We start from the raw sequence: 23,502 nt of genomic DNA, 5'->3' as shown, positions 1-23,502 counted from the left end.
CCCCGCGAACTTCCTCCCGCCGATGCTCAAGTCGTATGTGCCTGGGCAATAGGAACCGACAATTTCATACGCTTCGATATGCTCTGCGACTTCCGGAAACAGCATGCGGACAAATTCCACCATCGCTTCGTACCCTTCCGGAATGTCGATGGATCCTTCCTGCTCAGAAAGGACGATGGAAATGTTGAGCACACCTTCATCCAGCACGACTGCGAGCCCCCCCGAATTCCGGACGATCGTTTTATAGCCAGCTTCTTGGATGAGCGGCAATGCTTCTTCAATATGCGGCAGTCGATGGTCCTGAATGCCGAGGACAACTGTTTCATCATGCACCCAAGTACGGACGGTCGGCACGGACATTTTCTGGCCGACAAGATGGCAGAGCGTGTCATCCATCGCGAAGGATTCCAATGCAGATCTATTTTTTGCGGTCATCGATTCGTCGATGAAACGCCATTTTGGGAGTTGTAAATTGGACATTTCTAATTCTCCTGATGATCTTTTTGCGTTCGGTATTTTTTCCGCTATAAGCATACACTAGTTCCACCGGATGGAACAGTCCTACATTCTTGTCGATTGTATGACTTCTATGCTTGGGAACCGTGTTTTCGCGCTCGTTATGCTACACTATGGATAGAAGTAAATCCACGAAAAAAGGAGTTTGAATTCATATGAATGAAGCAGCAATTACACTCGATGGATGGTATGTGCTACATGATTTGCGCTCGATGGATTGGGCGTCCTGGAAGTTAATCTCAAAAGAGGAGCGCCAGGCGGCAATCGAGGAGTTCATGGCTTATTTAGATAAACTTCAACAGGCGGATGACGCAAAGACGGGGGCCCATGCGTTTTACACGGTCGTCGGGCAAAAAGCGGATTTCATGCTTATGACATTGCGTCCGACAATTGACGAATTGCAGGAGCTCGAAGCGGAATTCAATAAACTGACGATCGCGGATTATACGATCCCGGCTTATTCATATGTATCGGTTGTGGAGTTGTCCAATTATCTTGCGGGCGAGTCGGATGAAGATCCGTATCAAAATCCGTATGTGCGTGGACGCCTGTATCCGGAACTACCGCGCAACCAATACATCTGCTTCTATCCGATGGACAAGAAGCGCGATGGCGAAGACAACTGGTACATGCTCAGCATGGACAAGCGCAAGGAATTGATGCGCAGCCACGGCATGATCGGCCGCGGTTACGCTGGCAAAGTGAAGCAGATCATTTCCGGCTCTGTCGGTTTCGATGATTTCGAATGGGGCGTCACATTATTCTCAGATGATGTTCTCCAGTTCAAAAAATTGGTCTATGAGATGCGCTTCGATGAAGTGAGCGCGCGTTACGGCGTGTTCGGCTCGTTCTTCATCGGCACATTACTCGATGAAGAGAAGAAGAAGTCATTTTTCACAATTTGATGGAAAGAGCCTCTACATAGGGGCTCTTTTTTGTGCGTATCCACCTCATATCGCTTACTTACGTCGATTACTCACGCATAAATTGGTGTAATCACGCATATATCCATTTTCCCACGCATAAATCGCTATATTCGCGCATAAAAGTGTGCATTCACGCATAAATCGCTAAAATTACGCATAAAATCCGATTTCCACTCATAAATCGTCAGAAATCCGCATAACCCGCTATCATGAATATAAAAAAGAGCCATCCTAGACGGCTCCAACTTTCATTTTCGTAACCATTCCATAATATCCGCCTTCAAATCATTCCCATTCCAAAATGTCAGCGCGGCATCTTCGCCAATCCGCTCGACGAGTTGTTCAACATAATCTGTGCCAAGTATATAGCCGAGGCGGTTATAACCGAAATAGCTGCCGCCCGATAGACGGAACCATTCCTTTTCCTTCACCATGTCCCAATCCCCAATTGCGTCTTCCAAAAATCGCCGTTTCAACTCGACTTTATTTTCCTCATAACACTTCACCCACGGCTCGCCATCGTCATCATATGTAAAATAGACCGGCTTTTGAAGGCCCGGAACAATCCGCTTCGACAAATACGTGGCGGCGCCTTCCGTGAATAACGTCGTCAAGCCATGCTCCCAATCGACGGTTGACCAATCCATCCCATCACGCGTGGCAAGCGCAAAATGCGTGACATGACCGATTTCATGTGCAGTAATCACTTTCAAATGGTCGCGCTCCGAGGATAGCTTTTCAACCGCAAAATAGATTTCGCGCCGATTGTCCCGCGTCACGAATGCATTCGAGCCAAACGTCCCGACCATCAGTTGGTAGGATAGGTCCAACCCCAAACCAAATATCTGCTCATACTCCTTATCCAATTCCTCAATAATGCCTGGCAACCCGTCAGAGATGGAACGGATGTCGGCAATCTTGCCTTCGTATTTCTGGAGTGCCGCTGACAGGCGCTCTTCTGTCCTCGGACAATGGTTTGGAAAATACTTTTCATAGATCTTTTCGTTGCCATCTAAGTATGTTTCCAAATCGGCAAGCGTCGGCTGTTCGATTGATTCCCAGAACTTCAAGAACATCGGAATATTATTTTCAATATGCATGTACTCTCCCCCTCTCCACTAGTATACATATTTTTCAGTCATCAATAAAAGCCTAAAAGCATATGGTGGAACCGAGGGAAGATACAAAGCGCATTGCTTCTTTTCCCCTACCGAACAGGATTGCCCGTAAGTGTAAGTAATTGAGAACAGAAAGGATGAAAAACATGGTTCAATATTATTGGTATCCAGGTTTTCAACAGCAGCAAATGCAAATGCCTACAACGCCGCCACAGATTCCAGCAGGAGGAGGACGGCCCCCATTCCGGGAGGAGTCGTATATCGAAAATATCCTCCGCCTCAACCGGGGCAAGCCGGGCGTTTTCCATTTCTCTTTCGAACATGCCGTCGAAGCTGGAAAAAACACGCTGGCAATCCGCGGTATCGTGGAAGCGGCCGGACGCGATCACGTCATCTTAAGCACAGCTGCCGGCAAACGCTATTTGATGCCGATGATTTATTTCGACTATGCGGAGTTTGACGAAGAACTGAATTATTTTAATCAACAACCATAACCAAAAGCGGAGGGCGCCTGTCTAGACCTCGAGCCTCTGTCGCCCGGAGTCTAGTCGGCCCCCTAAAAAAGTCTTCCCCTGCCTCTTTCGGCAAGGGAAGACTTTTTTATGATCCTAACTTCTTTTCAAGCACTTCCCGGAAACGCTCCGGTTCGTCCAGACGGATTGCGGCCATCTCGTATGTCTTTTCCATTCCCATAAACAAGGTCGCCTTCAGCGGCTCCTTAAAATGAAGGACGCAATTCGGCTTCGCCTCCTCCAAATCCCGGGCAATGAACTCGACAAGCCCTTTCGACTTCAAATTGCATTGCGCCGCTTCTTCAAACCAGTCGATTTTGTTAATCGCGTCAAAAGGAATTTCCATGCGTTTCCCGAGTCCAAGAGAAACTTGCATCCGATTTTCCTTCATTGTCAATGGATTGAGCCGCACTGTTTGAATATCCGCAATAAAATAAATGACCGAATAGACATTCAAGACGAGCAGGACAATAGATAAAATCATGGATTTCTCATGGAGCCACCAATGGATGCCGATCGTTTCAATGACGATGGCGTGGATGAGCATGATGTTGAAGGCGAGCAAACTTGTCTTTTGATGCAACGAAAAGAACGCTTCCCCTGTGGGCGGTTTCCGTTTCCAAGAAGCGAAGGCATAGTAGAACATGAGCGTTTCTGCAGCGACTATGGAAATGAGCGGATGGGAGGATACCCTTTCCTTGACATGAGTAGGAAACGCGAATAAACCGCTATTGCTTTCCTGTTTCAGCTCCCTTAGAATGCTGGGCAAATGTTTCACAAGCAGGAAAAGAAGCCCGATTTCCGCGAGTACAATCAATCCTTCAAGTCCAATTGCAGCATAAGGGATGAATTTGAAAGGCTCAAAATATTCGCTTGGAATAATGAATCTCGCTACAACAAGCCCGATCACCATAAATGTGATGAACCGTTTCAGGGTGAAGCCTTTCTTGCGTGTCATCGCCAAAATTAAAAGCGGCGCAACTATCGCCAAATCCAACAGCGAACCGATCACAACTGCCCGGGAATCGTCCGGCATCGGAATCGCAGGCAACCGGTACGCAAAATAATTACTAACAAGAACGAGAAGCAACAATGCAGCAAATAAGCTTTGTTTTGAACGTAGTCGGGTCAATACCATGGAATCTCCCCCTTTTCTTCTAGTTTACTAAAGAGTGCGAATACGATTACAAGGTAGTTTCGACAGATTTATGGAGATTTTTATGAGTTTGAGCGTGCGATGGCTTGCTTTGGACGCGGGTCGCATCGCTTTGGACGCGCGGGAGCTTGCTTTGGTCGCGCAGGAGCTCGCTTTAGACGCGAGATGCACCTCTTTGGACGAGTGGCTACTCGCATTGAGCGCGGGACAACCCTCCTCCCTTCCTCCCCTATGACGCGATTCAAAAAAAAAAACGGTCTGAAGAACTGGTGCTCTTCAAACCGTTTCCATGTTATTTTCCGAACTTGACCGCTGCGATGATAAGCAGTATCCAGCCCACGATGAATGCGACGCCGCCGATTGGGGTGATGGCGCCTAGAATTCCGATGCCGGATAAGCTCAAAATATAGAGGCTGCCGGAGAAGATGATGATCCCGGCAAGCAGCAAGTAGCCCGCCCATGTCAAAGTGGTCGATTGGCCCAAGAGCGATGTGCTCATGAGGATGCCGACCGCGATGAGTCCGATCGCGTGGAACATTTGGTATTGGACGGCGGTTTCCCATATGGCGAGGTACCGTTCGGATAAGCGCTCTTTCAACGCATGCGCGCCGAATGCACCGAGGGCAACGGCAAGTGCCGCGTTGACAGCGCCTGCGATAATGAAAAATGGCATGTGATTTCCTACTTTCCGATTAAGAGATTAATGCTTCCCCTTTAATGATAAACAATTTTTCAGCAAGTTTCACACTTGAAGAAAGACATCTTTCCAACAAATCAGAAGTCGAAGATCGAGCCGCCGTTTGCATCCTCTTCCTCGAGCGGCCTGCTGTCCAACGATGACACCCGCGGTTGATGGGAAATCGCCATCGTTCTTGGCGTAATGATCGGTTCTTCCTTCTTGTCCTTGCTGACGAGAACGACTTGGCAGAGCGCCCTGATCGCTGTCAGCGCCTCCCGGATGGCTTGGTCGTCATCAGCGGTTTTCGCGTAATTCAACTGCCGTTGCATTTCCTCAATAATCCGTTCGGTTGAAATCATCTTCCTGCATCCCCTTTCTTCGGTTCGAATTTCATACATTCCATGCCCGATGATCGCTGCACAACGGTCGAGGGCAGTTCACGTGTTTTAAAACCATATGCCTTGCAGCCACGCGGGCTTTTCGGATCCCATGTTACAAAAAAGTATTGACATCGAAAACAATTTACAGCCATGAAGACACCTCTTCTCTTACAGCCCGCCGTCCGTCCGGCACCAGTCAATCGTCGTTTCATTCCAACCTGTCAAAATTCCATTTGCCTTGGAATAGGGCTGGCTGCCGAAAAATCCGCGGCTAGCGCTCAGCGGGCTCGGATGGACCGCTTCGATGACAGCATTTTTATGCAGATCAATCAGCTTCTTCTTCTCCTGCGCAGGCCGCCCCCACAGGATGAAGACAACCGGCTCATCGCGTTCGGACAAGCGTCGGATCACTTCGTCGGTGAACTGCTCCCATCCTTGCTTGCGGTGGGAATGCGCTGCCCCTTCCCTTACCGTGAGGACGGTATTCAACATGAGAACGCCCTGCTCCGCCCAGCCCGTCAATGTTCCGGTTTCAGGAATAGCGCACCCGATATCGGACTGCAACTCCTTGAACATATTTCGCAAGCTCGGCGGAATCTTGACGCCAGGCTTCACCGAAAAGCTGAGGCCATGCGCTTGTCCAGGTCCATGATACGGATCCTGTCCGAGCACAACGACTTTCACATCTTCGAACGGAGTCAGCTTGAAGGCTGTCCACATATCCTCCATGAGCGGATACACCGTGTGGCTTTCGTATTCTTTTTTGAGGAAATCGCGAAGCTGCAAGTAGTACGGTTTCTGGAATTGCTCCGCAAGCACTTCATCCCAATCATTGCCGAACCTTCTTTTCTGCAAGAATCTCACTCCCTGAATTCAATCGTCACGTCATACCCCGCGAACGAAAACATTTCTTTCAACGTATTTTCTGCATTGAATTGCGCCGTCTTCAAAACGCCTTGGCCAGTCGCTTCCTGAACGATGAGATTTTTCGCTTCAGCAGCAAGCTCGTATGCCTCTTCAATATCCGCTTTCTGACGGAAGACACCTTCATACGAATAGACCTCGACTTGGTCGAAATAAATTTCAGCTCCACCAAGGAAATTCGCTGCAGGCAATGTGAGCTTTGCCGTCTTATTCTTTTCATCTATGACGACATCTTTTTCAGTGAGCTCGGACAAATCGACGCCCGCTTTCACTGATCCTGGAATGACGACGAGCAGCTGCCGCTTCGTCCCCGGTACATTCAAACCGATGCTTTGTCCGAATAGCTGGTTGTCCTGGCGTTCAATAATGACCTTCGTATACGCTTCCGCGGTTGCCATTTCGTTCAGTTCCTGTATTTGTTCAAGGAACACACCTTTTTGTTCCGTGAAGGTGCTCCCTAGTTTTAAAAATTGGAAGGCGATGAACGGAAGGGAAATAATGACGAGCAAGAGGAGCACGGCCAGTAAGAGAGCCGATCGTTTCCACATCGAAAGGAATCTGAATGGCATGCGCGGGCGCCAGGATTTCCTTTTCCTGCCGAGCGCTTCTTCCACTGTGACAGCACTCTCAGAATCTGAAGCCTTCAATTCTTTTAGCAGTTTTTCAATTTCACGCAATTTCTTTTTATCTTCCATACCCTTTTTCACCATCCTTCGACACTTGTAATCGCACATTTTTACATATAGTTGTACGTTTAGACTAGCCGAAAGTTTCGTAGTGGACAACAGATAAGCATGTGGCATTCTGCCTTTCATTCCAAAATCCGGATATACGCATATTTTCGCCGAATTGCGCATAAAATCGGCTATTCACGCAAAAATCGGCAAGAATGCGCATAAACGCCGCAATTCACGCATAAACCACCACGCGATTGCAATAATTGTATTTTTTCTTCAATTTGCTTACTATTGAAAATGAATGCAATCCAACGCGAAGGAGAAATCCATCTATGACTATGAAAAAGACATTGACCATTGCAGGATCAGATACATCAGGCGGCGCGGGAATCCAAGCAGACCTGAAAACATTTCAAGAGCACGGAACATACGGTATGACAGCTTTGACGGTCGTTGTGACAATGGACCCCGATAACAATTGGAGCCACGGCGTCTATTCTCTGCCAATCGATGTGTTGAAAGCGCAGCTGAAAACAGCCCTTTCGACAGGCATCGACGCGATTAAAACAGGTATGCTCAGCACGGAGGAAGTTATCCAAACCGCGGGCGAGGCGATTGCGGAGTCTGGACTCGACCACGTCGTCATCGACCCTGTCATGGTTTGTAAAGGCGAAGACGAAGTTCTCAATCCGGGCACTGTCGACGCGATGGTGGCCTACTTGCTTCCGAAAGCGGAGATTGTCACGCCAAACCTGTTCGAAGCAGGCCAATTGGCGAGTATGAAGACACCTTCGACGATCGAGCAGATGAAATCGGTAGCCGAAAAAATCCATTCGCTTGGCGCACGAAACGTCGTCATCAAAGGCGGAAAACAGCTTCAGCATGACAAAGCGGCTGACCTGTTTTACGACGGCAAGACATTCACGTTGCTTGAAGCGGAAAAAACGGCTACGCACTATAACCACGGTGCAGGTTGCACATTCGCCGCAGCAATCACAGCGAATCTTGCAAACGGCCTCGACGTGAAAGAATCCGTCATCGAAGCGAAAAAATTCGTTTCCGCGGCAATTGCAAACGGCTGGAAGTTGAATGAATATGTAGGCCCTGTCATGCACGGCGCGAAAAACCGTGTAGGCGCACCTGATATTACAGCGACAGAGATTTGATTTCTTGAAGGTCAGAAGAGAGCCGTCTCTTCTGGCCTTTTTTATGTGGGCGAAAATTTATCGGTCATTTCCCGGTAGTTATCGATTATTTCCCGACTTATATCGATCATTTCAGCTGACTTATCGATTATTTCCCATGATTTATGGTCATTTTGTGACCTTTGACCTACCCTATCCGCTGTTGTTTCTCCAGACTCCGGGCGCTGTAAGGATCATAAGTCAGCCCCGCGGCAAAAAGCGCCGTTTCGCATGTCTGCCTTATGCCTGTCGCATCTAGGCAGGCCGCCTCCGCTTTTGTTCAAGCACCTCAATCGCATTCATTTACACTTTTCTATATACTTATTATATCCACAGTTTGTAAGAAGGAGGATTTATTCATGGAGATCGTGAAACCGGACCAGTTGCAGGAATTGCTGAATTCCTATGCGAATAAAGATGTTTACATCCATCTTGAAACGACGAATGGCGCGTATGCCGCCCATTTCAAGGAAGGATTTTTCAACGCCGGGGCATTCATCCGGAATGTCGTCGTCAAATATGAGCTTGGCAAGGTGGCGGGCGAATCGCCGCACCGTATCGGCCTGAAGCTTCCTTCAGGTTGGATTTATGCGCAAGGGATCACCCATTACACCGTCGACGAGCATAACAGGTTGCTCATGGCGGGGCTCGATCCCGATGGTAAACTTGCAGTCGCGCTCGAAATAAGCGAAACACCGTTTACATATTAAGCAATTTGATTGTGAAGGAGGCTTTTTAATGATTAAAGAAGAACGCCACGTGCTCGTCGTTTTTCCGCACCCGGATGACGAAGCTTTCGGCGTATCGGGTACGATTTCCACATATATCGAGATGGGGGTACCCGTCACGTACGCCTGTCTGACGTTAGGCGAAATGGGCCGGAATCTCGGAAATCCCCCGTTTGCAAACCGTGAAACGTTGCCGCAAATCCGCAAGCAGGAACTGCAGAATGCAGCGGCGGCCATGGGACTGACGGATCTTCGGATGATGGGATTGCGCGACAAGACGATCGAATTCGAGGATGACGAAAAGATGATCAAGCTCATCACTGATTTGATTGAAGAAACGAATCCGTCACTCATCATTACGTTCTATCCGGGTCTCTCCGTCCACCCTGACCACGATGCAACAGGACGTGCCGTCGTCCGTGCCGTCAGAAGGATGAAGGAATCTGAGCGCCCGACATTATACACGATCGCCTTCGCAAATAACACAGCGGAAACGATCGGCGCACCCGACATTTTCCACAACGTCGAAGGGGCGGCGCAAAAAAAGCTCAATACCTTGAATGCCCACGCATCCCAAACCGTCTGGATGATGAGGGATATGGAAAAAAGATTGGCCGAGAAAGACCCTGAAGCATTGAAATGGCTGCACGAAGAGAAATTTTTCACATACAAGTGGGATAAAGATTTCGAATGACGTAAAAAAGCAGCTGCGCCCCGTTGGCAATTGCAAACGGGGCTTTTTCATAACCTGATTAAAAGACTGAAAAGAGTGATTTCATTCCAATGTATTTACAACTGGATGAAAAATCGATAATATGTATGATTATACAAGAATACTGATACTTTATTCATAAAGGAGCAAGAAAGAGTTGAAAAAACACCATTTATCCACATGGCTCTACTTTCTAATACCATCCATACTCGGTGTCATCCTTTTCATGATCCCTCTTAAATTCGGGGAAGAATGGAAGGTTCCGATTGCAAAATTTGCGGATATCCTGTCCGGCTGGCTCGAACCTGCCATGCCGATAACTGCAACGATCATTATTGTTATCGCGGCGATCGGGTCGCTGCTATATGCTTTCATCCCGCGTTCAAGTTCCAAACCTTCTCTCATGGAAGGCTTGTTCAAAGTGACGCCATTCTGGGTCGTCACCCGCATACTCGGAGCTGTTTTCGCTATCATGGTCACGTTCAAAATCGGACCGGAAGCAATCTGGAACGAAAACACAGGTGGCTTGCTGCTAGCACCGGATGGCCTTGTTTCATTCTTATTCACGATTTTCTTATTCGCAGGTCTTTTATTGCCATTATTATTGAACTTTGGTTTGTTGGAGTTTTTCGGAACGATGATGGTGAAGGTGATGCGACCATTATTCAAACTTCCAGGACGTTCTTCCATCGATGCGCTTGCTTCATGGATTGGCGACGGTACGATCGGTGTGCTATTGACGAGCAAGCAGTATGAGGATGGGCATTATACGCAACGGGAAGCGGCGATCATCGCGACGACGTTTTCAGTCGTTTCCATTACGTTCTCACTTGTCATTATCGATACGGTCGGCATGTCGAACTACTTCCTTCCGTTTTACGGAACAGTGCTGCTGACAGGCGTCATATTGGCGCTCATCATGCCGCGCATTTATCCGCTGAGAGGCAAGAAAAGTGAGTATATAGATGGCCGGAAATTCACAGGCGAGGATGAGAAACTGCCTGAAGGCTATAATGTGTTCAATCACGGACTCGAAAATGCGCTGAATACCGCTTCAAAGAACCGTTCCATCGGCAAAATCTTCACGGACGGGATGCGCAATGTACTCGATATGTGGATCGGCGTCGCGCCGGTCGTCATGGCTTTCGGTACAGTAGCGCTCATTTTGGCCGAATATACAGGCGTCTTCACGTTTTTAGGGAAGCCGTTCGAGCCGATCCTTTCCGTGTTGGGTATTCCGGAAGCCGCGGCAGCCGCACAGACGATGGTCGTCGGTTTTGCGGACATGTTCCTGCCGGTAATTCTGGCTGACGGTTCCATCACTTCGCCAATGACGTTGTTCACGATTGCGACGATTTCAGTCGTTCAGCTTATTTACATGTCCGAGGTCGGCGGTTTGATCCTCGGAACAAAAATCCCTATCAACATCTTGGATTTGATCATCATTTTTCTATTGCGTACGCTTATCGCACTACCAATCGTTGCTGGCGTTGCACATCTGTTGTTTTAATTAACGAAAAGCGGAAACGACCGCTTAGGCCTAACAGGCATAAGACAATCCGGCGTAGTGGCGCTTTTTGCCACTTAAGCTGGGTTGACTTATGACCCGAAGGCCTGGTCGTTGAAGCTAGACAATGACGTAAAAGCCGCTGATCCATTACCGGATCAGCGGCTTTTTCATATTATGCATTCAATTTCTTTTTCAACTTCTCCAACATATCCGCTGTCATCGCATCCAAGTCGTATGTCGCACGGAATCCCCATTCCGCTACTGCTGCCGATGGATCGATGCTATTCGGCCAGCTATCAGCAATCGCTTGGCGGACCGGATCGACGTTATATGTCATTTCAAAGTTAGGCATATGCTTTCGGATCGATGCCGCGATTTCTCCCGGCTCAAAGCTCATCGCCGTCACGTTGAATGCATTGCGGTGCAACAACTTCGCAGGATCCGCTTCCATCAGGTCGACGATCGCTTGCAAGGCGTCAGGCATATACATCATGTCCATATATGTTCCTTCCCCGATGAAAGACTCATACTTCCCTTCCGTAATCGCCTTATAATAAATATCCACCGCATAATCGGTCGTTCCTCCTCCCGGCTGTGCCACATAGGAAATCAATCCCGGAAAGCGGACACCACGCGTGTCAACGCCGAATCGGTGAAAATAATAGTCGCATAATAGCTCGCCTGAGACTTTATTGACGCCATACATCGTTGTCGGCCGTTGCAATGTGTCTTGGGGGGTGTTCATCTTCGGAGTCGAAGGTCCGAACGCCCCGATTGAACTAGGTGTGAAAAAGTGCATATTAAGCTCCCGTGCAATTTCGAGCGCATTCATAAGTCCCCCCATGTTGAGGTTCCAAGCAAAAAGTGGCTTCGCTTCAGCTGTAGCGGATAGAAGCGCCGCCATATGCATAATGGTGTCTGCGCCGAAATCCTTCGCCACTTCGTACATTTTCTTGCCATCTGTTACATCAAGGATTTCGAACGGCCCTGCGACCGGTTCGAGTGGCTGACGGATATCCGTCGACAACACATTCTCTTCGCCATATTCTTTTTGCAGCTTGCCAATCAATTCCGAACCGATCTGGCCAAGTGCACCAGTCACCATGATTTTTTTCAATCCTGACTCCTCCTAAAGATCAAATGTATTTATGGAAAGGACATTGTTTTTCAAAAATTAAATAAACCTTTTTACATCAATATAAAAAGATTATATTATGTGTGCCTGCAAAACACAACAGCTATTCCTCTCTTATCATCTTTTCCCTTTATTTTTCTGGTATACTATAGAAAAACGTCGAGGTGCACAATGTTCAGTAAATATGCCAATTTTATTTTAGTTATCATTTTCAGCGCTTTGTTGGCGGTTGCCCTATTTTTATCAGGCTTGCAAACATGGCTCGTATTCACAATCGTTATGGTGTTCACTTTTATTTTAACGATGGGCTATCCCTTCTATATCATCTACAGAACAAGAAGTTTGAAGCTGATTGATCGCTATTTGGCCAATCACCGGAATAAGCCGATCTTCAGTTATGCGTATGCCCTCGCCCACGGGACAGATAAGGAGATTATTGATTCGCTGAATAAAATAGTGAAGTCCTACCCTCAAGCGGAAGTGCAAGATGTGTATAATGCCAATCTGCTAGTGTTCCAAAAGGATTGGAGACGTTTGATAGATTCATCGAAGTCGATGCATACAACTTTTTACCGTGATTATTATGCAGGAATCGGTTATACAATGAGCAATAATAAGGAGAAGTCATCCGAAGCTTTATCGAAGGTGAGAACCCCATGGATGGTGCATTCGCTTAAAGCGATCATCGCCTTGAAGCAGGGACAGAAGGATTTATTCCAAAAAGAAACAGCACTAGCAACTCGACAGGCAGTCGGCATGCAGCGCTATGTCGTGCATCATATGTTGAATAGAATGGCGGAGGGAGTTTTTTCGACCGAGGAGGCGTGAAAACCGGAAAACGCAAAGAAAGCCCATCTTTTCGTGGATGGGCTTTTTATTTGGATGAATACGCAAAGCCTGCGGATTTTACGAATAATTGACCATTGAGCATTGGGCATTCCAACTGGCCTCTGGCTTCAAGATCCGTCACGATCGCTTCCATATACCAGTTGTTGTTTCCATCAAATTGCGTCAATTTTCTCAAGGTCCTGTTCGACAGTTCTTCGAATGAAATGATGCCCGCTTCACGAATGATCATGAGCATCACTTTTTTGATTTTCTCATATCTAAACTTTACAATCGTCGCTCCGGCTCTGCCGTTCGATTGCAAAAGTTGTACGCTTTCGTTGTATCGCATATGTCCCACCTTTTCCAACGTGTATTACTCTCTATCTATTACCCTTTTTGACTAGAAGTAATCCTCATTTTTGATAAAAAACGAGGAAAAGTTCTCATGCTCTCACAAAAAACTGCCGTATCAGCTTTGCGCCGATACGACAGTTATTCTTTCATCTATTAGGAAATCACACCGAGTTCTTTTCCTACTTTTTCATAAATCGCGAGCGCTTCGTCAAGCATTTCCTTCGTGTGGGAAGCGGTCGGCATATTACGTACGCGGCCTTTGCCCTTCGGAACGGTCGGGAAGACGATCGATTTCGCATAGACGCCTTCTTCGATCAACCGTTTCGAGAATTGTTGCGTCAGCTTCTCTTCGCCGATGATGCATGGCGTGATCGGCGTTTCAGAAACACCGATGTCGAAGCCCAATCGCTTCAAGCCTTCCTTCAAGTAGTTGCCATTCTCCCATAGTTTGTCATGCAGCTCCGTCGATCCCGAGATTTTATCGAGCGCACCCATAATGGCAGCAACATCGCCTGCAGGCAATGCCGTGGAGAATAAAAACGGACGGGAACGGACTTTCAGCCAGTCGATCAAAGCCTGCGTCCCGGCAACATAGCCGCCTACGACGCCGATCGCTTTCGACAATGTACCGATTTGGAAGTCGATCTCTTTTTCGAGTCCGAAATGCTTCACAGTCCCTTTCCCTTTTCCTGTTACGCCGGAGCCATGCGCATCGTCGACGTATGTGATGAGATCGAATTCTTTCGCGATCTCCACGATTTCAGGAAGCTTCGCGATATTGCCGTCCATCGAAAAGACGCCATCCGTAATATACATGAGCTTGCCGTATTGCCCGGACTCCTTCGCTTCTTTCGCTTTCGCGCGCAAATCGTCCATATCCTGGTGCTTGACGCGGATGATCTTCGCACCGGAGAGACGGCAGCCATCGATGATGGAAGCGTGGTTCAATTCATCCGATAAAATCGCGTCCTGTTTATTCATGACTGCAGAAATCGCCGCCATATTACAGTTGAAACCGGATTGGTAAGAAATCGCCGCTTCCGTCCCTTTGAATTCCGCAAGCTTTTTCTCAAGCTCAATATGGATATCGAGCGTTCCATTGATTGTCCGGACAGCACCCGCCCCAACGCCGTATTTTTCCGTCGCCGCGATTGCAAGCTTTTTCAAATCTTCGTCTGTCGCCAGCCCTAAATAGTTGTTCGAGGATAGATTGATCAAATCTTTTCCGTTGATTTTAATGACTGGACCATTCGGACCTTCCACCGGATCGATTACATTGTAGAGGCCTTGGTCGCGCAGTTCCTGTAAATTTTCCTGTAAAAACGCATCGAGAACTTTTGACAAAATGATCTTCCTTTCAAACAGTTGATGCCCCCATTTTAGCATAAGCGGGCAAAACACGCAGAAGGAACCGTCTTATACGTCAATCCATTTTGAAAGTTGCTTTGTCTTCTCCTCGAAGGACTTCCTACTAATCGCCTGATCGACAACTTCGCGCAGCCTGTTTTCACTGTGTGCATATGCATGCATATAGCCTGTCGCGTCCATAATTTTCTCCTTGTACCGCCCACTGATTTCGAGGATTTTCTCTTCTGCTTCCGCGTCTTCCGTACATAGCGAAACAAGATCGAGAATTTCATCCAACGGACTTTCAGGATCATATTCATGCGGTTGCGTCGCGTCGAACAGGCATACAGACAACTCCGGCAACAATACGATGTCGACGCTATTCGGATCAAGAGCGCACCAGCCGTACAGCACGTCAATCCCCCGACGCTCCGCCTCTTTGCCAAGCTCTTTCAACATTGTCGATTTCCCCGTTCCGGATAACCCTTTCATGAGAATCCTTCTTTTCGTCCAGCCCGTGATTGATGGAATGAAATCGCGGGATCCGCCTGGTGATAAAGAGCCGGCAATCCGGTGAGACACTGTCGATTTCTTATGAAGCTTCATCGTGCCGAAAAGCTCCTCTTTCAGCGAGACGATCATCTGCTCATGTTCTGACCACATCATCCTGACGATATTCACCTGCTCCCAATCGTCATGGATCCGCAATGCGTCAGACATGGCTTGCATCATTTTCGTAAGCATCGTGTTCGATTCCTCTGCAATGCTGGCCAATTCGGTCGCACGGCTTTGCAGTTTTTCCTCATCGTATGCGTCATAGAAGCTGATGACGTGGTGGCGACCTCCAATTTCGGTCGGCTCAAGCGGCACGGGGTGGGATGCTTGAAGAATGAATAAATTTATGTCTTTTACAAAGATGGCGTCCGTATTGTCAGGCTCGACGGGATTGTTGAAGCGGTCCACGTCATAGCCCCTTTTGATGAAATGAGCTGCCGCGTCGTTCAATACATTGGATAATGCATTTGTCGGCGGCGCTTTCAAAAATACCGTTTTTTCGGCGGTGGCAATCAATGTATCGTATTTATGCGCGACCCCTCGCCCTGTATAGGCTGTCCCCATGTATTCCGTTATTGTCCCGTATATGATGACCATCCTTTCCCAATTGACTACTTGCATTTCTACCATATGCCCAGCAAATAAAAAAAAGCACGGCTTGTCTGCCTGTGCTCCAAACTTTATTTACCAAACAAAATCTGCTCGTCTTCTTCACCGACGATTTTCAATAGTAGCTTGCGGCATTGCGGTAATGCGTAGTGGACGATTTGGCCGATGAGGAGAGCGATGATGACTGTGCCGATGCCGACCGGGCCGCCTAGCAGCCAGCCTGCTACAGCGACAATGACTTCGATCATCGTCCGTACCTTTTTCACGCTAATTCCGAGCTTGTCGACGAGGATGAGCATTAGGCTGTCGCGCGGTCCCGCACCGACATTCGGAGCGACGTATATGCCGATTCCGTAAGACATGACGGCTACACCTAGCGTGAATATGATCACTTGCCCCGTCATTGTATCGAATTCCGGCAACATCCAGTTGAACAAGTCGATGAATAGGCCTAGCAGAATCATGTTCAGCCACGTCCCGAGCTTCGGCCATTGCTTCAACACGGCAGAGGTCACGACGATGATGACGACACCAAGAATGATGCTCCATGTCCCGATCGTCAGCCCGAAGTTTTTCGTCAGTCCGATGTGCAGAACATCCCACGGTCCCACGCCGAGGCGCTGTCCTTTAATTGTCATTGCAATTCCGAGCGACAAAACCATCACGCCAACAAGGAAGAAAATCCATCTCCAAACAAATATCTTTCTCATTCACATTCTTCTTTCCCCGCTATTCCATCATGGATAGCTAGATCTCTGTTTTACCATTGTAGCACGTGATCTGAAGGTTGATATACGTGTTTAGCTTTTGATGATGTCGCTGAAAGATGCTTCGGCGACACGGGCAAGGTCCATCGGGGACAATTTCATCTGCAATCCCGGCTTTCCTGCACTGACAATAATTTGCTCCAGCTGCTCAGCGGAAGCGTCAATTACGGTCGGATATTTCTTCTTCATGCCGATTGCCGAACAGCCGCCGCGGACATATCCCGTCTCTTTCGTCAGATCCTTCAACGGAAGCATATCGAGTTTCTTCACGCCCGCCGCCTTTGCGGCTTTCTTCAAATCAAGCTCTTCCGCAACCGGGACGATGAAGACGAACAGCTCGCGCGGACCTGCAATCGTCACAAGTGTTTTGTAGACCGATTCCGTCGCTTGCCCTGTCTTCGCAGCAACCGACACGCCATCCAATTGGCCATCATTGATATCATATTCCATTAACTCATACGGCACTTGTTCATTTTCCAACAATCGCACCGCGTTCGTTTTCGCTGATTTCTTTTGCTTCGCCATTTACTCACACCCACTTCCCGAAGATTACTCCTTACTTACATTAAAGTTGCTTTGCAAAACCAGTGCTCTTTTCCCGATATCCCAGCGCCTTATAGAAAGCGTGCGCCGCCATACGTTCGGCTCGATTCCCGCTATTCAACACGATACCATCTGCACCATTGCTCCTTGCCCACTTTTCAGATTCCGCCAATAAAATCTTTCCTAGTCCTTGATTACGATAAGTATCGTCCACCACAAAGGCAACAATACGAACGTATATACCATCCGACTCATAAAAGATTCCCGTACATAAACCAGACATGCCTACAACTCTTCCTTCAACTTCAATTACTAGAGTATGATAGGAGGGTTCTGCACTTATCTTTTCAAAACGTTTTCTCATCTGTTCAACCGAAGTTGGATATCCTAACTGGCCCATCAAATTGGCCATTTGAGGAATGTCACTCGAGCATGCTACTCTTATTTTCATATTGAGCATTCCTTTCCAATGGTCAAAAGGGCCGCCATTAAATGGCGACCCTTCCTAGTCAAGCAATTTTATTATAACTCGGCCATTCGGCAATAAACCCATTCCGCTTCGCTTCCACTTGGATCGAGTAGGCGGAAATCGCCTTCGCAAAGCGTTTTTGTTCCAATAGCATTTCCCGTTCAAGATCGGTCGGGAGGTCCATGGATACCACTTTGAACGCTTCCACCTTAGCCCGGCTCGATTCGGCTTCCATTTGGGATTGCTCACGCTTTTGAAGGGCGAGCCTTGCTTCCGTTTCCATAATTTTAGCGGAAGCAGTTGCCGCGAGCTGATGATCAGCGGTCGTCGGCTCCGGGGCTGAAATTGCTTCCCTGCGCACATCACGCCACGCATCGATCGTCTCCTCCAACGTCTTCCCAAGAGGAAGCGCGATCTGTTTCACTTGCCCGGCATCCAGCTTTTTGAATTCCCGGCTTTCTTGTCCAGCGTCCGGCTCCTTCTTCCCTGTCAGCAATGCTTCCAAGTCATCGAGCATCTTCTGGTTCCGGCCGTTATAATCCGCCTGGCGATGATAGGCTTGTTCTGCATTCCTTCGTCGCACTGCGTCATACCGCTGCATTTGGTCGGCAGCGGATGCGAACGTCATGATGGCATTCATGTCACTCACCCCCAATACGTATTCGTTTCCAGTTATGAGTATTATAGCCATTTTCCATACATGGAAACATCCTGCGAAAGATTCAAAATCTGATTATTCGAAAGGTATTTCCGACTACTAATTTTTACCTAGGACATCATTTTTCGAACATTTTTTTCAAGGCATCCGCCAATGCTGTGTTCACAGGCTCTTCCTCTTGCTTCCTCATATACTTCTGTACATCCCGTTTATCCGCCTTCTTACCACCGGACTTGGCGCGCCGTTTTTCAAAAGCTGAAAGCTTTTCGCGGTGGCCACATTTACAGACGAAAATTCTTCCGTCCCCTTCTCCGCGCAGCTCAAGCTTCTTCTTACAGTTCGGACATCTCGCATTCGTCAACTGGGAGACATTGCGGCGATGCCCACATTCCCTATCCTGGCACACGAGCATCTTGCCGCGTTTGCCATTCACTTCAAGCAACGGCTTGCCGCAATCAGGGCACATCTTCCCTGTCACATTGTCATGCTTGAATTTTTTGTCATCGGTTTTGATTTCACTGACCGTCTTTTTCGAGAAATCAATCATGTCTTTCATGAAAGCCGTTTTCTTCATTTTCCCATTGGCGATTTTTGTTAAGCTTTGCTCCCATTCAGCCGTCAGAGCAGGTGATTTCAAATCTTCCGGCACCAGCTCAAGCAACTGTCTGCCTTTCGAAGTCGTGAAGATATCATTCCCTTTCTTCTCGATGACGAATGAGCTGAATAGTTTTTCGATGATATCGGCGCGTGTCGCCACCGTACCGAGGCCTCCTGTATCGCCAAGCGTCTTGATCAGATCCTTGGATTCCCCCGCCATGAACTGCGCAGGATTTTCCATCGCTGCAAGCAATGTCCCTTCATTGAAGCGTGCTGGCGGTTTGGTCTGCCCTTCCGTCATGACGATCGCACGGATTTTCACTTCAGCGTCTTTCGTGAAAGCAGGCAAACGGTCCGTATCCTCCTCTTCCTCATCTGTGGAATAAACCGCCTTCCACCCTTCGTCTGTGACCGTTCTTCCTTTCGCCTTGAAGATTTCTCCTTCAACAGCAAGCTCTGCCGTCACTTGCTCATAACGGAACGGGCCGAAGAAGACGGCCAGGAAGCGCTTGACGATCAAATCATATAAACGTTGTTCCTTATCGGACAAGTTTTGATAGACTGGCGTCTCCTCCGTCGGGATGATCGCATGGTGATCGGATACGCGCTTATCGTCAATGACACCTTTCTGCGGTTTGATTGAATTCGAGCGCAATAATACATTGACTGATTTTCGGTATGGCCCGATATCGACCGCTTTGATGCGTTCTTTCAATGTACCAGCCATATCCGATGTCAAATGCTTTGAATCAGTCCTTGGATATGTCACCGCTTTATGCCGTTCGTAAAGATTTTGAAGCGTCGACAATGTCTCTTTCGCTGACCAGCTCCAGCGTCTATGTGCTTCTTTCTGCAACTCAGTCAAGTCGAACAAAGGTGGAGCCGGCTGTTGCTTCGGAGTCGTTTTTACATCCTTCACCTTTCCGGAATGAATCCCGTCAAGACGCGTCAACAGTTTTTCAATGGTTTCTTTGTTGAACGACTGCGTCTGCCCCGCTTTATCTGACCATGTGAACCTTGCTGTTTCCGTCAATGCCTGCAATCCGTAATACGACTTCGGCTTAAATTCTCGTATTTGCTTTTCCCGCTCTGCAATCATGGCGAGCGTCGGCGTCTGGACACGCCCTGTCGATAATTGTGCATTGTATTTCACTGTCAATGCACGCGTCGCATTGATGCCGACGACCCAGTCCGCTTCTGCACGTGCGACAGCCGCTTCATATAAATTCTCGTATTGACGGCCGTCTTTCAAATTATTGAATCCATCTTTTATCGCTTTATCGGTAACGGATGATATCCAAAGACGTTTCACAGGTTTACGGTTCTTCGCCATCTCCAAAATCCATCGGGCAACAAGCTCCCCTTCCCGCCCTGCATCTGTCGCGATGATGACTTCACTTACATCATTCCGACGCAATTGCGCCTTCACAGCATTGAACTGCTTCGATGTCTGCCGGATCGGTGTCAATTTGAATGGTTCCGGGATGATCGGCAAATATTCCAGCTTCCATTCCTTATATTCATTGCCATACCCTTCAGGATCTGCATGCGTAACAAGATGGCCTAGCGCCCATGTGACGATATATTTTTGGCCTTCTAAAAAGCCATTTCCTTTTTTATTACAACCGAGCACCCGCGCGATATCCCGCGCTACAGATGGCTTTTCGGCTAATACTACTGATTTGGACATGAGTAAATCCCCTTTCTACTTACTTTTATTATAAGGGAGAACGTCTTTTGTTGCATGTAGGGCGAAATTGGTTTGCTTTGGACGTGTAGGCGACAATTATGAACGCGGGAGCGGCGGTTATGAGCGCAGAATCGATTTTTTGAGCGCGGGGGGGGAGAACTTATGAGCGCAGAACCGGTTTTACGAGCGCGGGGGGAGAACTTATGAGCGCGGAATTGATTTTACGAGCGCAGGGGGAGCACTTATGAGCGCACTTTGGACGCGGGCCGCTATCTCACTAAAAAAGCTGTCACAGACGTCGATTTCCGACATTCTGGACAGCCCTTAATGACGTTCAGTTCACGTCTAATATATCCTTCGAAAGATTTCGACTCATTTCCGCATACTTTGCAAACACTCTCGCCAATTCACGCAGCCGGTTATGCACATCTTCATCGATGATGCGGTTATCTTGATCGAAATGGCCTGAATGCGTATATACGAAATTCGGCGTTACGAGACAGCGGAAGTAATCTAAAATCGGCTTCAGCTGATTTTCAGGAACGAGATGATGCTGATATGTGCCGCCATTCGCGACGATTGATACCGGTTTGTAGCGCATTGCATGCGGATGCAGCATATCGAATGCATTTTTCAGCACACCCGGAATGGAACCTTGGAAAATCGGCGTCGAAATGATATACGCATCCGCCTCTTCAAACTTCCGGACCATCTCCTGCATGTCCTCGTTATATTGTTCTGACGGACGCCCATCAACGAATTGGTGATTATAATCCGCCATATTCATCCGTTCAATTTGGAAGTCGCTACTTGCATCTCTTACATATTCTTCGACCGTATCTAGCACCGCGCCCGTTTTGTTGCCGATAATGGTCCCGTCCACAAACAAAACTTTCACTGGTCCATCCTCCTTAAAGCTGTTTTCACAAAGACAATCGTACCATAACGATTGGTACGATTGCCTTAAATTGACTCTATAACAAAAGCGGAGGATGGCGATTAGCTGCGACCGGCGCTCTTTGCCGTGCAGCAGAGCTGACTTATGACCCGACCGGCTGGGATGATTTAGAGTCCCCCGTTCGACCGCGGAGCTTCCCCGGGAATGTCGCGCTTGCTTAAAGAGGAATCCTCAGTGAACATCTCTTCCAGTTTTTCATACGGAATTTCCGTGTCGCCATTTTCCTCTTCCAACCGTTCCTTCACCCGTTCAATCGTTTTCGCCTGAGACGTCAACGCCACAATTGCATCCCCTGCACTCGCCTGGAGTTCAATATTTGGTGTGAAGAATTCTATCGAGCCGTCAGCCCGAAGAATATATAGCAAAATCGATTTATCATCCCGTTCGCGCAAATATTGCGTATAGCTATATTGCTTCGTGATGAGCGTCTTCCGGATAACGTGCCCGGCATGCATCCGCTCTTCCAGACTGTAGATTGAAATGGACGGGGAAAATAACGTCTGCCCGCCTACAACCGTAAAAGCTTCGACATCTTTTCCGACGTGGAAGGCCGTTTGGAATAAATGTTCCCGCCCTAGATCTGGCTCAAAGTCTGCACAAATATGTGCATTGTACAAATCCATCTTCGTCATCGCCAGCATATACCGGTACGGCGTCAAATCGATATGATATTCAACCTGCTCCGACAAAATATCCCCGATATAGCTGTCGAGTCCGCGCCTTCTCGCATCTGCAAGCGCCGCCCATGACTGATCGATCAGCAAGACCTCATTGCCCGTGTCCTTGATCGATTGTGCAAGTTCAGCCGTAAAGCGCGTTCCGCCTATGATGGCGACGCCCGATTCGTCCGTCGTCGTCAAATTCAGTTTCTTGGCAATGAACCCGATGGAGAATCCGTGGAGGACCACTGTTGAAAGTACGAGCGCAAACGTCAAGGCAGTGAGCAGCTCCGCATCTTCATATCCATTTTCCAGCAATATGCCCGCAAAGTAACCCGACACGGTCAGCGCCACGATTCCTCTCGGCGCAATCCAACCGATCAGCAACTTCTCACGAACATTTAAATCCGTCCCGATTGTCGAAATCCAGATCGACAACGGCCGGACGACAAAAAGCATCGCCGCCACATACAACATAATTGCTGGGTTGAAAATCTCAATTAATATTTTTGGATCAAGCGAAGCGGTAAGCATGACGAAAATGCCCGAAATAAGGAGAACAGAAATATTTTCCTTGAAATGACGCACATCCTGTAATGTCGTCAGTCGCATATTCGCCATCTTCATGCCCATCGCGGTGACGGCAAGCAATCCCGTCTCATGCATGACTTCATCCGCAAATACAAAGGTGAACAGAACGACGACGAAAAGGATCGGCGCCTTCAAAAACTCAGGGATGCTTCCCCGCTCGAAAGCGTTCCCTATGAACAATGCCGCAAACCATCCAAGAAGGACAGCGAACGCAGAAGCCGCGAAGAATAGCAAAAGCGCCTTCAATGTCACTTCTGCATTGATGAATTTAATAAATTCAAACGCAAAGACAGCGAGCAACGCCCCAAAAGGATCGACAACAATTCCTTCCCACTTCAAGATTGCTGCTGGCCGCGGCTTCAACTTCGCCTGTCTCAATAAAGGCAAAATCACTGTCGGGCCAGTTACGATGAACAGCCCCCCGATGATGAAAGCGACTTCCCACGAAAGGCCCGCCAAATAATGCGCAGCCAATGAGCCTGCAATCCAGGCGATAAATGCCCCAATCGTAACAATCCGACCGACAGGCTTGCTGAATCCTTTGATTTCCCTGACGTCCAGATTCAAGCTTCCTTCAAAAAGGATGATGGCAACCGCAAACGTGATAATCGGTCCGAACAAATCCCCCATACTTTCCTGCGGGTTGATCAATCCGAATACCGGCCCAACGAGCAACCCCGCCACTGACATGACAACAATTGCAGGCATTCGATATTTCCA

25 protein-coding genes are annotated in these 23,502 nt (G+C 48.1%); 7 read left to right on the top strand and 18 right to left on the bottom strand.

Features of this window, described 5'->3' with window-relative positions:
• A partial coding sequence (locus AWV70_RS11080; RefSeq protein WP_414714830.1) for a lipoate--protein ligase family protein occupies positions 1–480 on the bottom strand: 480 nt, incomplete at its 3' end.
• Positions 481–671: 191 nt separating this feature from the next.
• Between AWV70_RS11080 and hemQ the strand changes: the two genes are divergently transcribed.
• Positions 672–1,421 (top strand): hydrogen peroxide-dependent heme synthase, encoded by a 750-nt coding sequence (gene hemQ / locus AWV70_RS11075; protein ID WP_060207038.1) that lies wholly within the window; start codon positions 672–674, stop codon positions 1,419–1,421.
• A 269-nt stretch (positions 1,422–1,690) separates the two neighbouring features.
• Here the strand turns inward: hemQ and AWV70_RS11070 are convergent, their stop codons facing one another.
• Positions 1,691–2,542: an aminopeptidase gene (locus tag AWV70_RS11070; protein ID WP_060207036.1), complete on the bottom strand. Its 852-nt coding sequence runs from the start codon at positions 2,540–2,542 to the stop codon at positions 1,691–1,693.
• Between the two features lie 164 nt (positions 2,543–2,706).
• Here AWV70_RS11070 and AWV70_RS11065 point away from each other — a divergent pair, with 164 nt between their 5' ends.
• Positions 2,707–3,054: a spore coat protein GerQ gene (locus tag AWV70_RS11065; protein ID WP_082713571.1), complete on the top strand. Its 348-nt coding sequence runs from the start codon at positions 2,707–2,709 to the stop codon at positions 3,052–3,054.
• A 106-nt stretch (positions 3,055–3,160) separates the two neighbouring features.
• Here the strand turns inward: AWV70_RS11065 and AWV70_RS11060 are convergent, their stop codons facing one another.
• From AWV70_RS11060 to AWV70_RS11035, 5 genes are all read right to left on the bottom strand, one after another.
• Entirely contained in the window at positions 3,161–4,210 is a 1,050-nt protein-coding gene (locus tag AWV70_RS11060; RefSeq protein WP_060207035.1) for a hypothetical protein, read from the bottom strand.
• Positions 4,211–4,520: 310 nt separating this feature from the next.
• On the bottom strand, positions 4,521–4,901 hold the full coding sequence (locus tag AWV70_RS11055) for a DUF423 domain-containing protein (protein WP_060207032.1): 381 nt from the start codon (positions 4,899–4,901) through the stop codon (positions 4,521–4,523).
• Between the two features lie 101 nt (positions 4,902–5,002).
• Complete coding sequence (locus AWV70_RS11050; protein WP_060207030.1) at positions 5,003–5,266, bottom strand: YwdI family protein; 264 nt, start codon at positions 5,264–5,266, stop codon at positions 5,003–5,005.
• Positions 5,267–5,455: 189 nt separating this feature from the next.
• Positions 5,456–6,142, bottom strand: coding sequence for a uracil-DNA glycosylase (locus tag AWV70_RS11040; protein ID WP_060207027.1), 687 nt, complete (start codon positions 6,140–6,142; stop codon positions 5,456–5,458).
• A gap of 5 nt (positions 6,143–6,147) precedes the next feature.
• Positions 6,148–6,921, bottom strand: a complete 774-nt coding sequence (locus tag AWV70_RS11035; protein WP_235588629.1) for a DUF4230 domain-containing protein — start codon at positions 6,919–6,921, stop codon at positions 6,148–6,150.
• A gap of 299 nt (positions 6,922–7,220) precedes the next feature.
• Between AWV70_RS11035 and thiD the strand changes: the two genes are divergently transcribed.
• The 4 genes from thiD (at position 7,221) to AWV70_RS11015 (ending at position 11,022) form a co-directional block, all read left to right on the top strand.
• A complete protein-coding gene (gene thiD / locus AWV70_RS11030) occupies positions 7,221–8,054 on the top strand; it encodes a bifunctional hydroxymethylpyrimidine kinase/phosphomethylpyrimidine kinase (RefSeq protein ID WP_060207024.1) in 834 nt (277 codons plus the stop codon).
• A 377-nt stretch (positions 8,055–8,431) separates the two neighbouring features.
• Positions 8,432–8,782 (top strand): YojF family protein, encoded by a 351-nt coding sequence (locus AWV70_RS11025; RefSeq protein WP_060207022.1) that lies wholly within the window; start codon positions 8,432–8,434, stop codon positions 8,780–8,782.
• A gap of 31 nt (positions 8,783–8,813) precedes the next feature.
• Complete coding sequence (gene bshB2 / locus AWV70_RS11020; RefSeq protein ID WP_235588630.1) at positions 8,814–9,494, top strand: bacillithiol biosynthesis deacetylase BshB2; 681 nt, start codon at positions 8,814–8,816, stop codon at positions 9,492–9,494.
• Between the two features lie 175 nt (positions 9,495–9,669).
• Positions 9,670–11,022 (top strand): YjiH family protein, encoded by a 1,353-nt coding sequence (locus tag AWV70_RS11015; protein WP_060207019.1) that lies wholly within the window; start codon positions 9,670–9,672, stop codon positions 11,020–11,022.
• A 172-nt stretch (positions 11,023–11,194) separates the two neighbouring features.
• On the opposite strand, the gene AWV70_RS11010 is transcribed toward AWV70_RS11015, so the two are convergent.
• Positions 11,195–12,139 (bottom strand): L-threonine 3-dehydrogenase, encoded by a 945-nt coding sequence (locus tag AWV70_RS11010; protein ID WP_060207016.1) that lies wholly within the window; start codon positions 12,137–12,139, stop codon positions 11,195–11,197.
• A 189-nt stretch (positions 12,140–12,328) separates the two neighbouring features.
• Here AWV70_RS11010 and AWV70_RS11005 point away from each other — a divergent pair, with 189 nt between their 5' ends.
• Entirely contained in the window at positions 12,329–12,985 is a 657-nt protein-coding gene (locus AWV70_RS11005; RefSeq protein ID WP_060207014.1) for a hypothetical protein, read from the top strand.
• A gap of 46 nt (positions 12,986–13,031) precedes the next feature.
• Here the strand turns inward: AWV70_RS11005 and AWV70_RS11000 are convergent, their stop codons facing one another.
• The 10 genes from AWV70_RS11000 to AWV70_RS10955 form a co-directional block, all read right to left on the bottom strand.
• Entirely contained in the window at positions 13,032–13,334 is a 303-nt protein-coding gene (locus AWV70_RS11000) for a DUF6958 family protein (RefSeq protein WP_060207012.1), read from the bottom strand.
• A gap of 158 nt (positions 13,335–13,492) precedes the next feature.
• On the bottom strand, positions 13,493–14,683 hold the full coding sequence (locus AWV70_RS10995) for a glycine C-acetyltransferase (RefSeq protein ID WP_060207010.1): 1,191 nt from the start codon (positions 14,681–14,683) through the stop codon (positions 13,493–13,495).
• 72 nt (positions 14,684–14,755) lie between these two features.
• On the bottom strand, positions 14,756–15,862 hold the full coding sequence (locus AWV70_RS10990) for a hypothetical protein (RefSeq protein WP_153009960.1): 1,107 nt from the start codon (positions 15,860–15,862) through the stop codon (positions 14,756–14,758).
• A 59-nt stretch (positions 15,863–15,921) separates the two neighbouring features.
• Positions 15,922–16,560 (bottom strand): YczE/YyaS/YitT family protein, encoded by a 639-nt coding sequence (locus tag AWV70_RS10985; RefSeq protein WP_060207006.1) that lies wholly within the window; start codon positions 16,558–16,560, stop codon positions 15,922–15,924.
• Between the two features lie 90 nt (positions 16,561–16,650).
• Positions 16,651–17,142: a Cys-tRNA(Pro) deacylase gene (gene ybaK, locus AWV70_RS10980; RefSeq protein ID WP_060207004.1), complete on the bottom strand. Its 492-nt coding sequence runs from the start codon at positions 17,140–17,142 to the stop codon at positions 16,651–16,653.
• A 40-nt stretch (positions 17,143–17,182) separates the two neighbouring features.
• On the bottom strand, positions 17,183–17,611 hold the full coding sequence (locus AWV70_RS10975) for a GNAT family N-acetyltransferase (RefSeq protein WP_060207002.1): 429 nt from the start codon (positions 17,609–17,611) through the stop codon (positions 17,183–17,185).
• Positions 17,612–17,669: 58 nt separating this feature from the next.
• Positions 17,670–18,269: a hypothetical protein gene (locus tag AWV70_RS10970; protein ID WP_060207000.1), complete on the bottom strand. Its 600-nt coding sequence runs from the start codon at positions 18,267–18,269 to the stop codon at positions 17,670–17,672.
• Positions 18,270–18,405: 136 nt separating this feature from the next.
• Complete coding sequence (locus AWV70_RS10965; protein ID WP_060206998.1) at positions 18,406–20,574, bottom strand: DNA topoisomerase III; 2,169 nt, start codon at positions 20,572–20,574, stop codon at positions 18,406–18,408.
• Positions 20,575–20,908: 334 nt separating this feature from the next.
• Positions 20,909–21,472, bottom strand: coding sequence for an NADPH-dependent FMN reductase (locus AWV70_RS10960; RefSeq protein ID WP_060206996.1), 564 nt, complete (start codon positions 21,470–21,472; stop codon positions 20,909–20,911).
• 167 nt (positions 21,473–21,639) lie between these two features.
• The coding region (locus tag AWV70_RS10955; RefSeq protein WP_153009959.1) for a cation:proton antiporter at positions 21,640–23,502 on the bottom strand (1,863 nt) is incomplete at its 5' end.

This window comes from Sporosarcina koreensis (genome assembly GCF_001531445.1).
GTDB lineage: Bacteria > Bacillota > Bacilli > Bacillales_A > Planococcaceae > Sporosarcina > Sporosarcina koreensis_C.
Note: the sequence above shows the minus strand (reverse complement) of the source record. Positions and strands in the feature narration are given on the sequence as shown.

Excerpts from the sequence above, each read along its gene's own strand:
- AWV70_RS11060 (WP_060207035.1), bottom strand. The coding sequence starts at position 4,210 with ATGGTATTGACCCGACTACGTTCAAAACAAAGCTTATTTGCTGCATTG.
- AWV70_RS11070 (WP_060207036.1), bottom strand. The coding sequence starts at position 2,542 with ATGCATATTGAAAATAATATTCCGATGTTCTTGAAGTTCTGGGAATCA.
- AWV70_RS11000 (WP_060207012.1), bottom strand. The coding sequence starts at position 13,334 with ATGCGATACAACGAAAGCGTACAACTTTTGCAATCGAACGGCAGAGCC.
- hemQ (WP_060207038.1), top strand. The coding sequence starts at position 672 with ATGAATGAAGCAGCAATTACACTCGATGGATGGTATGTGCTACATGAT.
- AWV70_RS11035 (WP_235588629.1), bottom strand. The coding sequence starts at position 6,921 with ATGGTGAAAAAGGGTATGGAAGATAAAAAGAAATTGCGTGAAATTGAA.
- AWV70_RS10990 (WP_153009960.1), bottom strand. The coding sequence starts at position 15,862 with ATGCAAGTAGTCAATTGGGAAAGGATGGTCATCATATACGGGACAATA.
- AWV70_RS11025 (WP_060207022.1), top strand. The coding sequence starts at position 8,432 with ATGGAGATCGTGAAACCGGACCAGTTGCAGGAATTGCTGAATTCCTAT.
- AWV70_RS10970 (WP_060207000.1), bottom strand. The coding sequence starts at position 18,269 with ATGAATGCCATCATGACGTTCGCATCCGCTGCCGACCAAATGCAGCGG.
- AWV70_RS10985 (WP_060207006.1), bottom strand. The coding sequence starts at position 16,560 with ATGAGAAAGATATTTGTTTGGAGATGGATTTTCTTCCTTGTTGGCGTG.
- AWV70_RS10965 (WP_060206998.1), bottom strand. The coding sequence starts at position 20,574 with ATGTCCAAATCAGTAGTATTAGCCGAAAAGCCATCTGTAGCGCGGGAT.
- thiD (WP_060207024.1), top strand. The coding sequence starts at position 7,221 with ATGACTATGAAAAAGACATTGACCATTGCAGGATCAGATACATCAGGC.
- AWV70_RS11065 (WP_082713571.1), top strand. The coding sequence starts at position 2,707 with ATGGTTCAATATTATTGGTATCCAGGTTTTCAACAGCAGCAAATGCAA.
- AWV70_RS10975 (WP_060207002.1), bottom strand. The coding sequence starts at position 17,611 with ATGAAAATAAGAGTAGCATGCTCGAGTGACATTCCTCAAATGGCCAAT.
- AWV70_RS11050 (WP_060207030.1), bottom strand. The coding sequence starts at position 5,266 with ATGATTTCAACCGAACGGATTATTGAGGAAATGCAACGGCAGTTGAAT.
- AWV70_RS11005 (WP_060207014.1), top strand. The coding sequence starts at position 12,329 with ATGTTCAGTAAATATGCCAATTTTATTTTAGTTATCATTTTCAGCGCT.
- AWV70_RS11055 (WP_060207032.1), bottom strand. The coding sequence starts at position 4,901 with ATGCCATTTTTCATTATCGCAGGCGCTGTCAACGCGGCACTTGCCGTT.
- ybaK (WP_060207004.1), bottom strand. The coding sequence starts at position 17,142 with ATGGCGAAGCAAAAGAAATCAGCGAAAACGAACGCGGTGCGATTGTTG.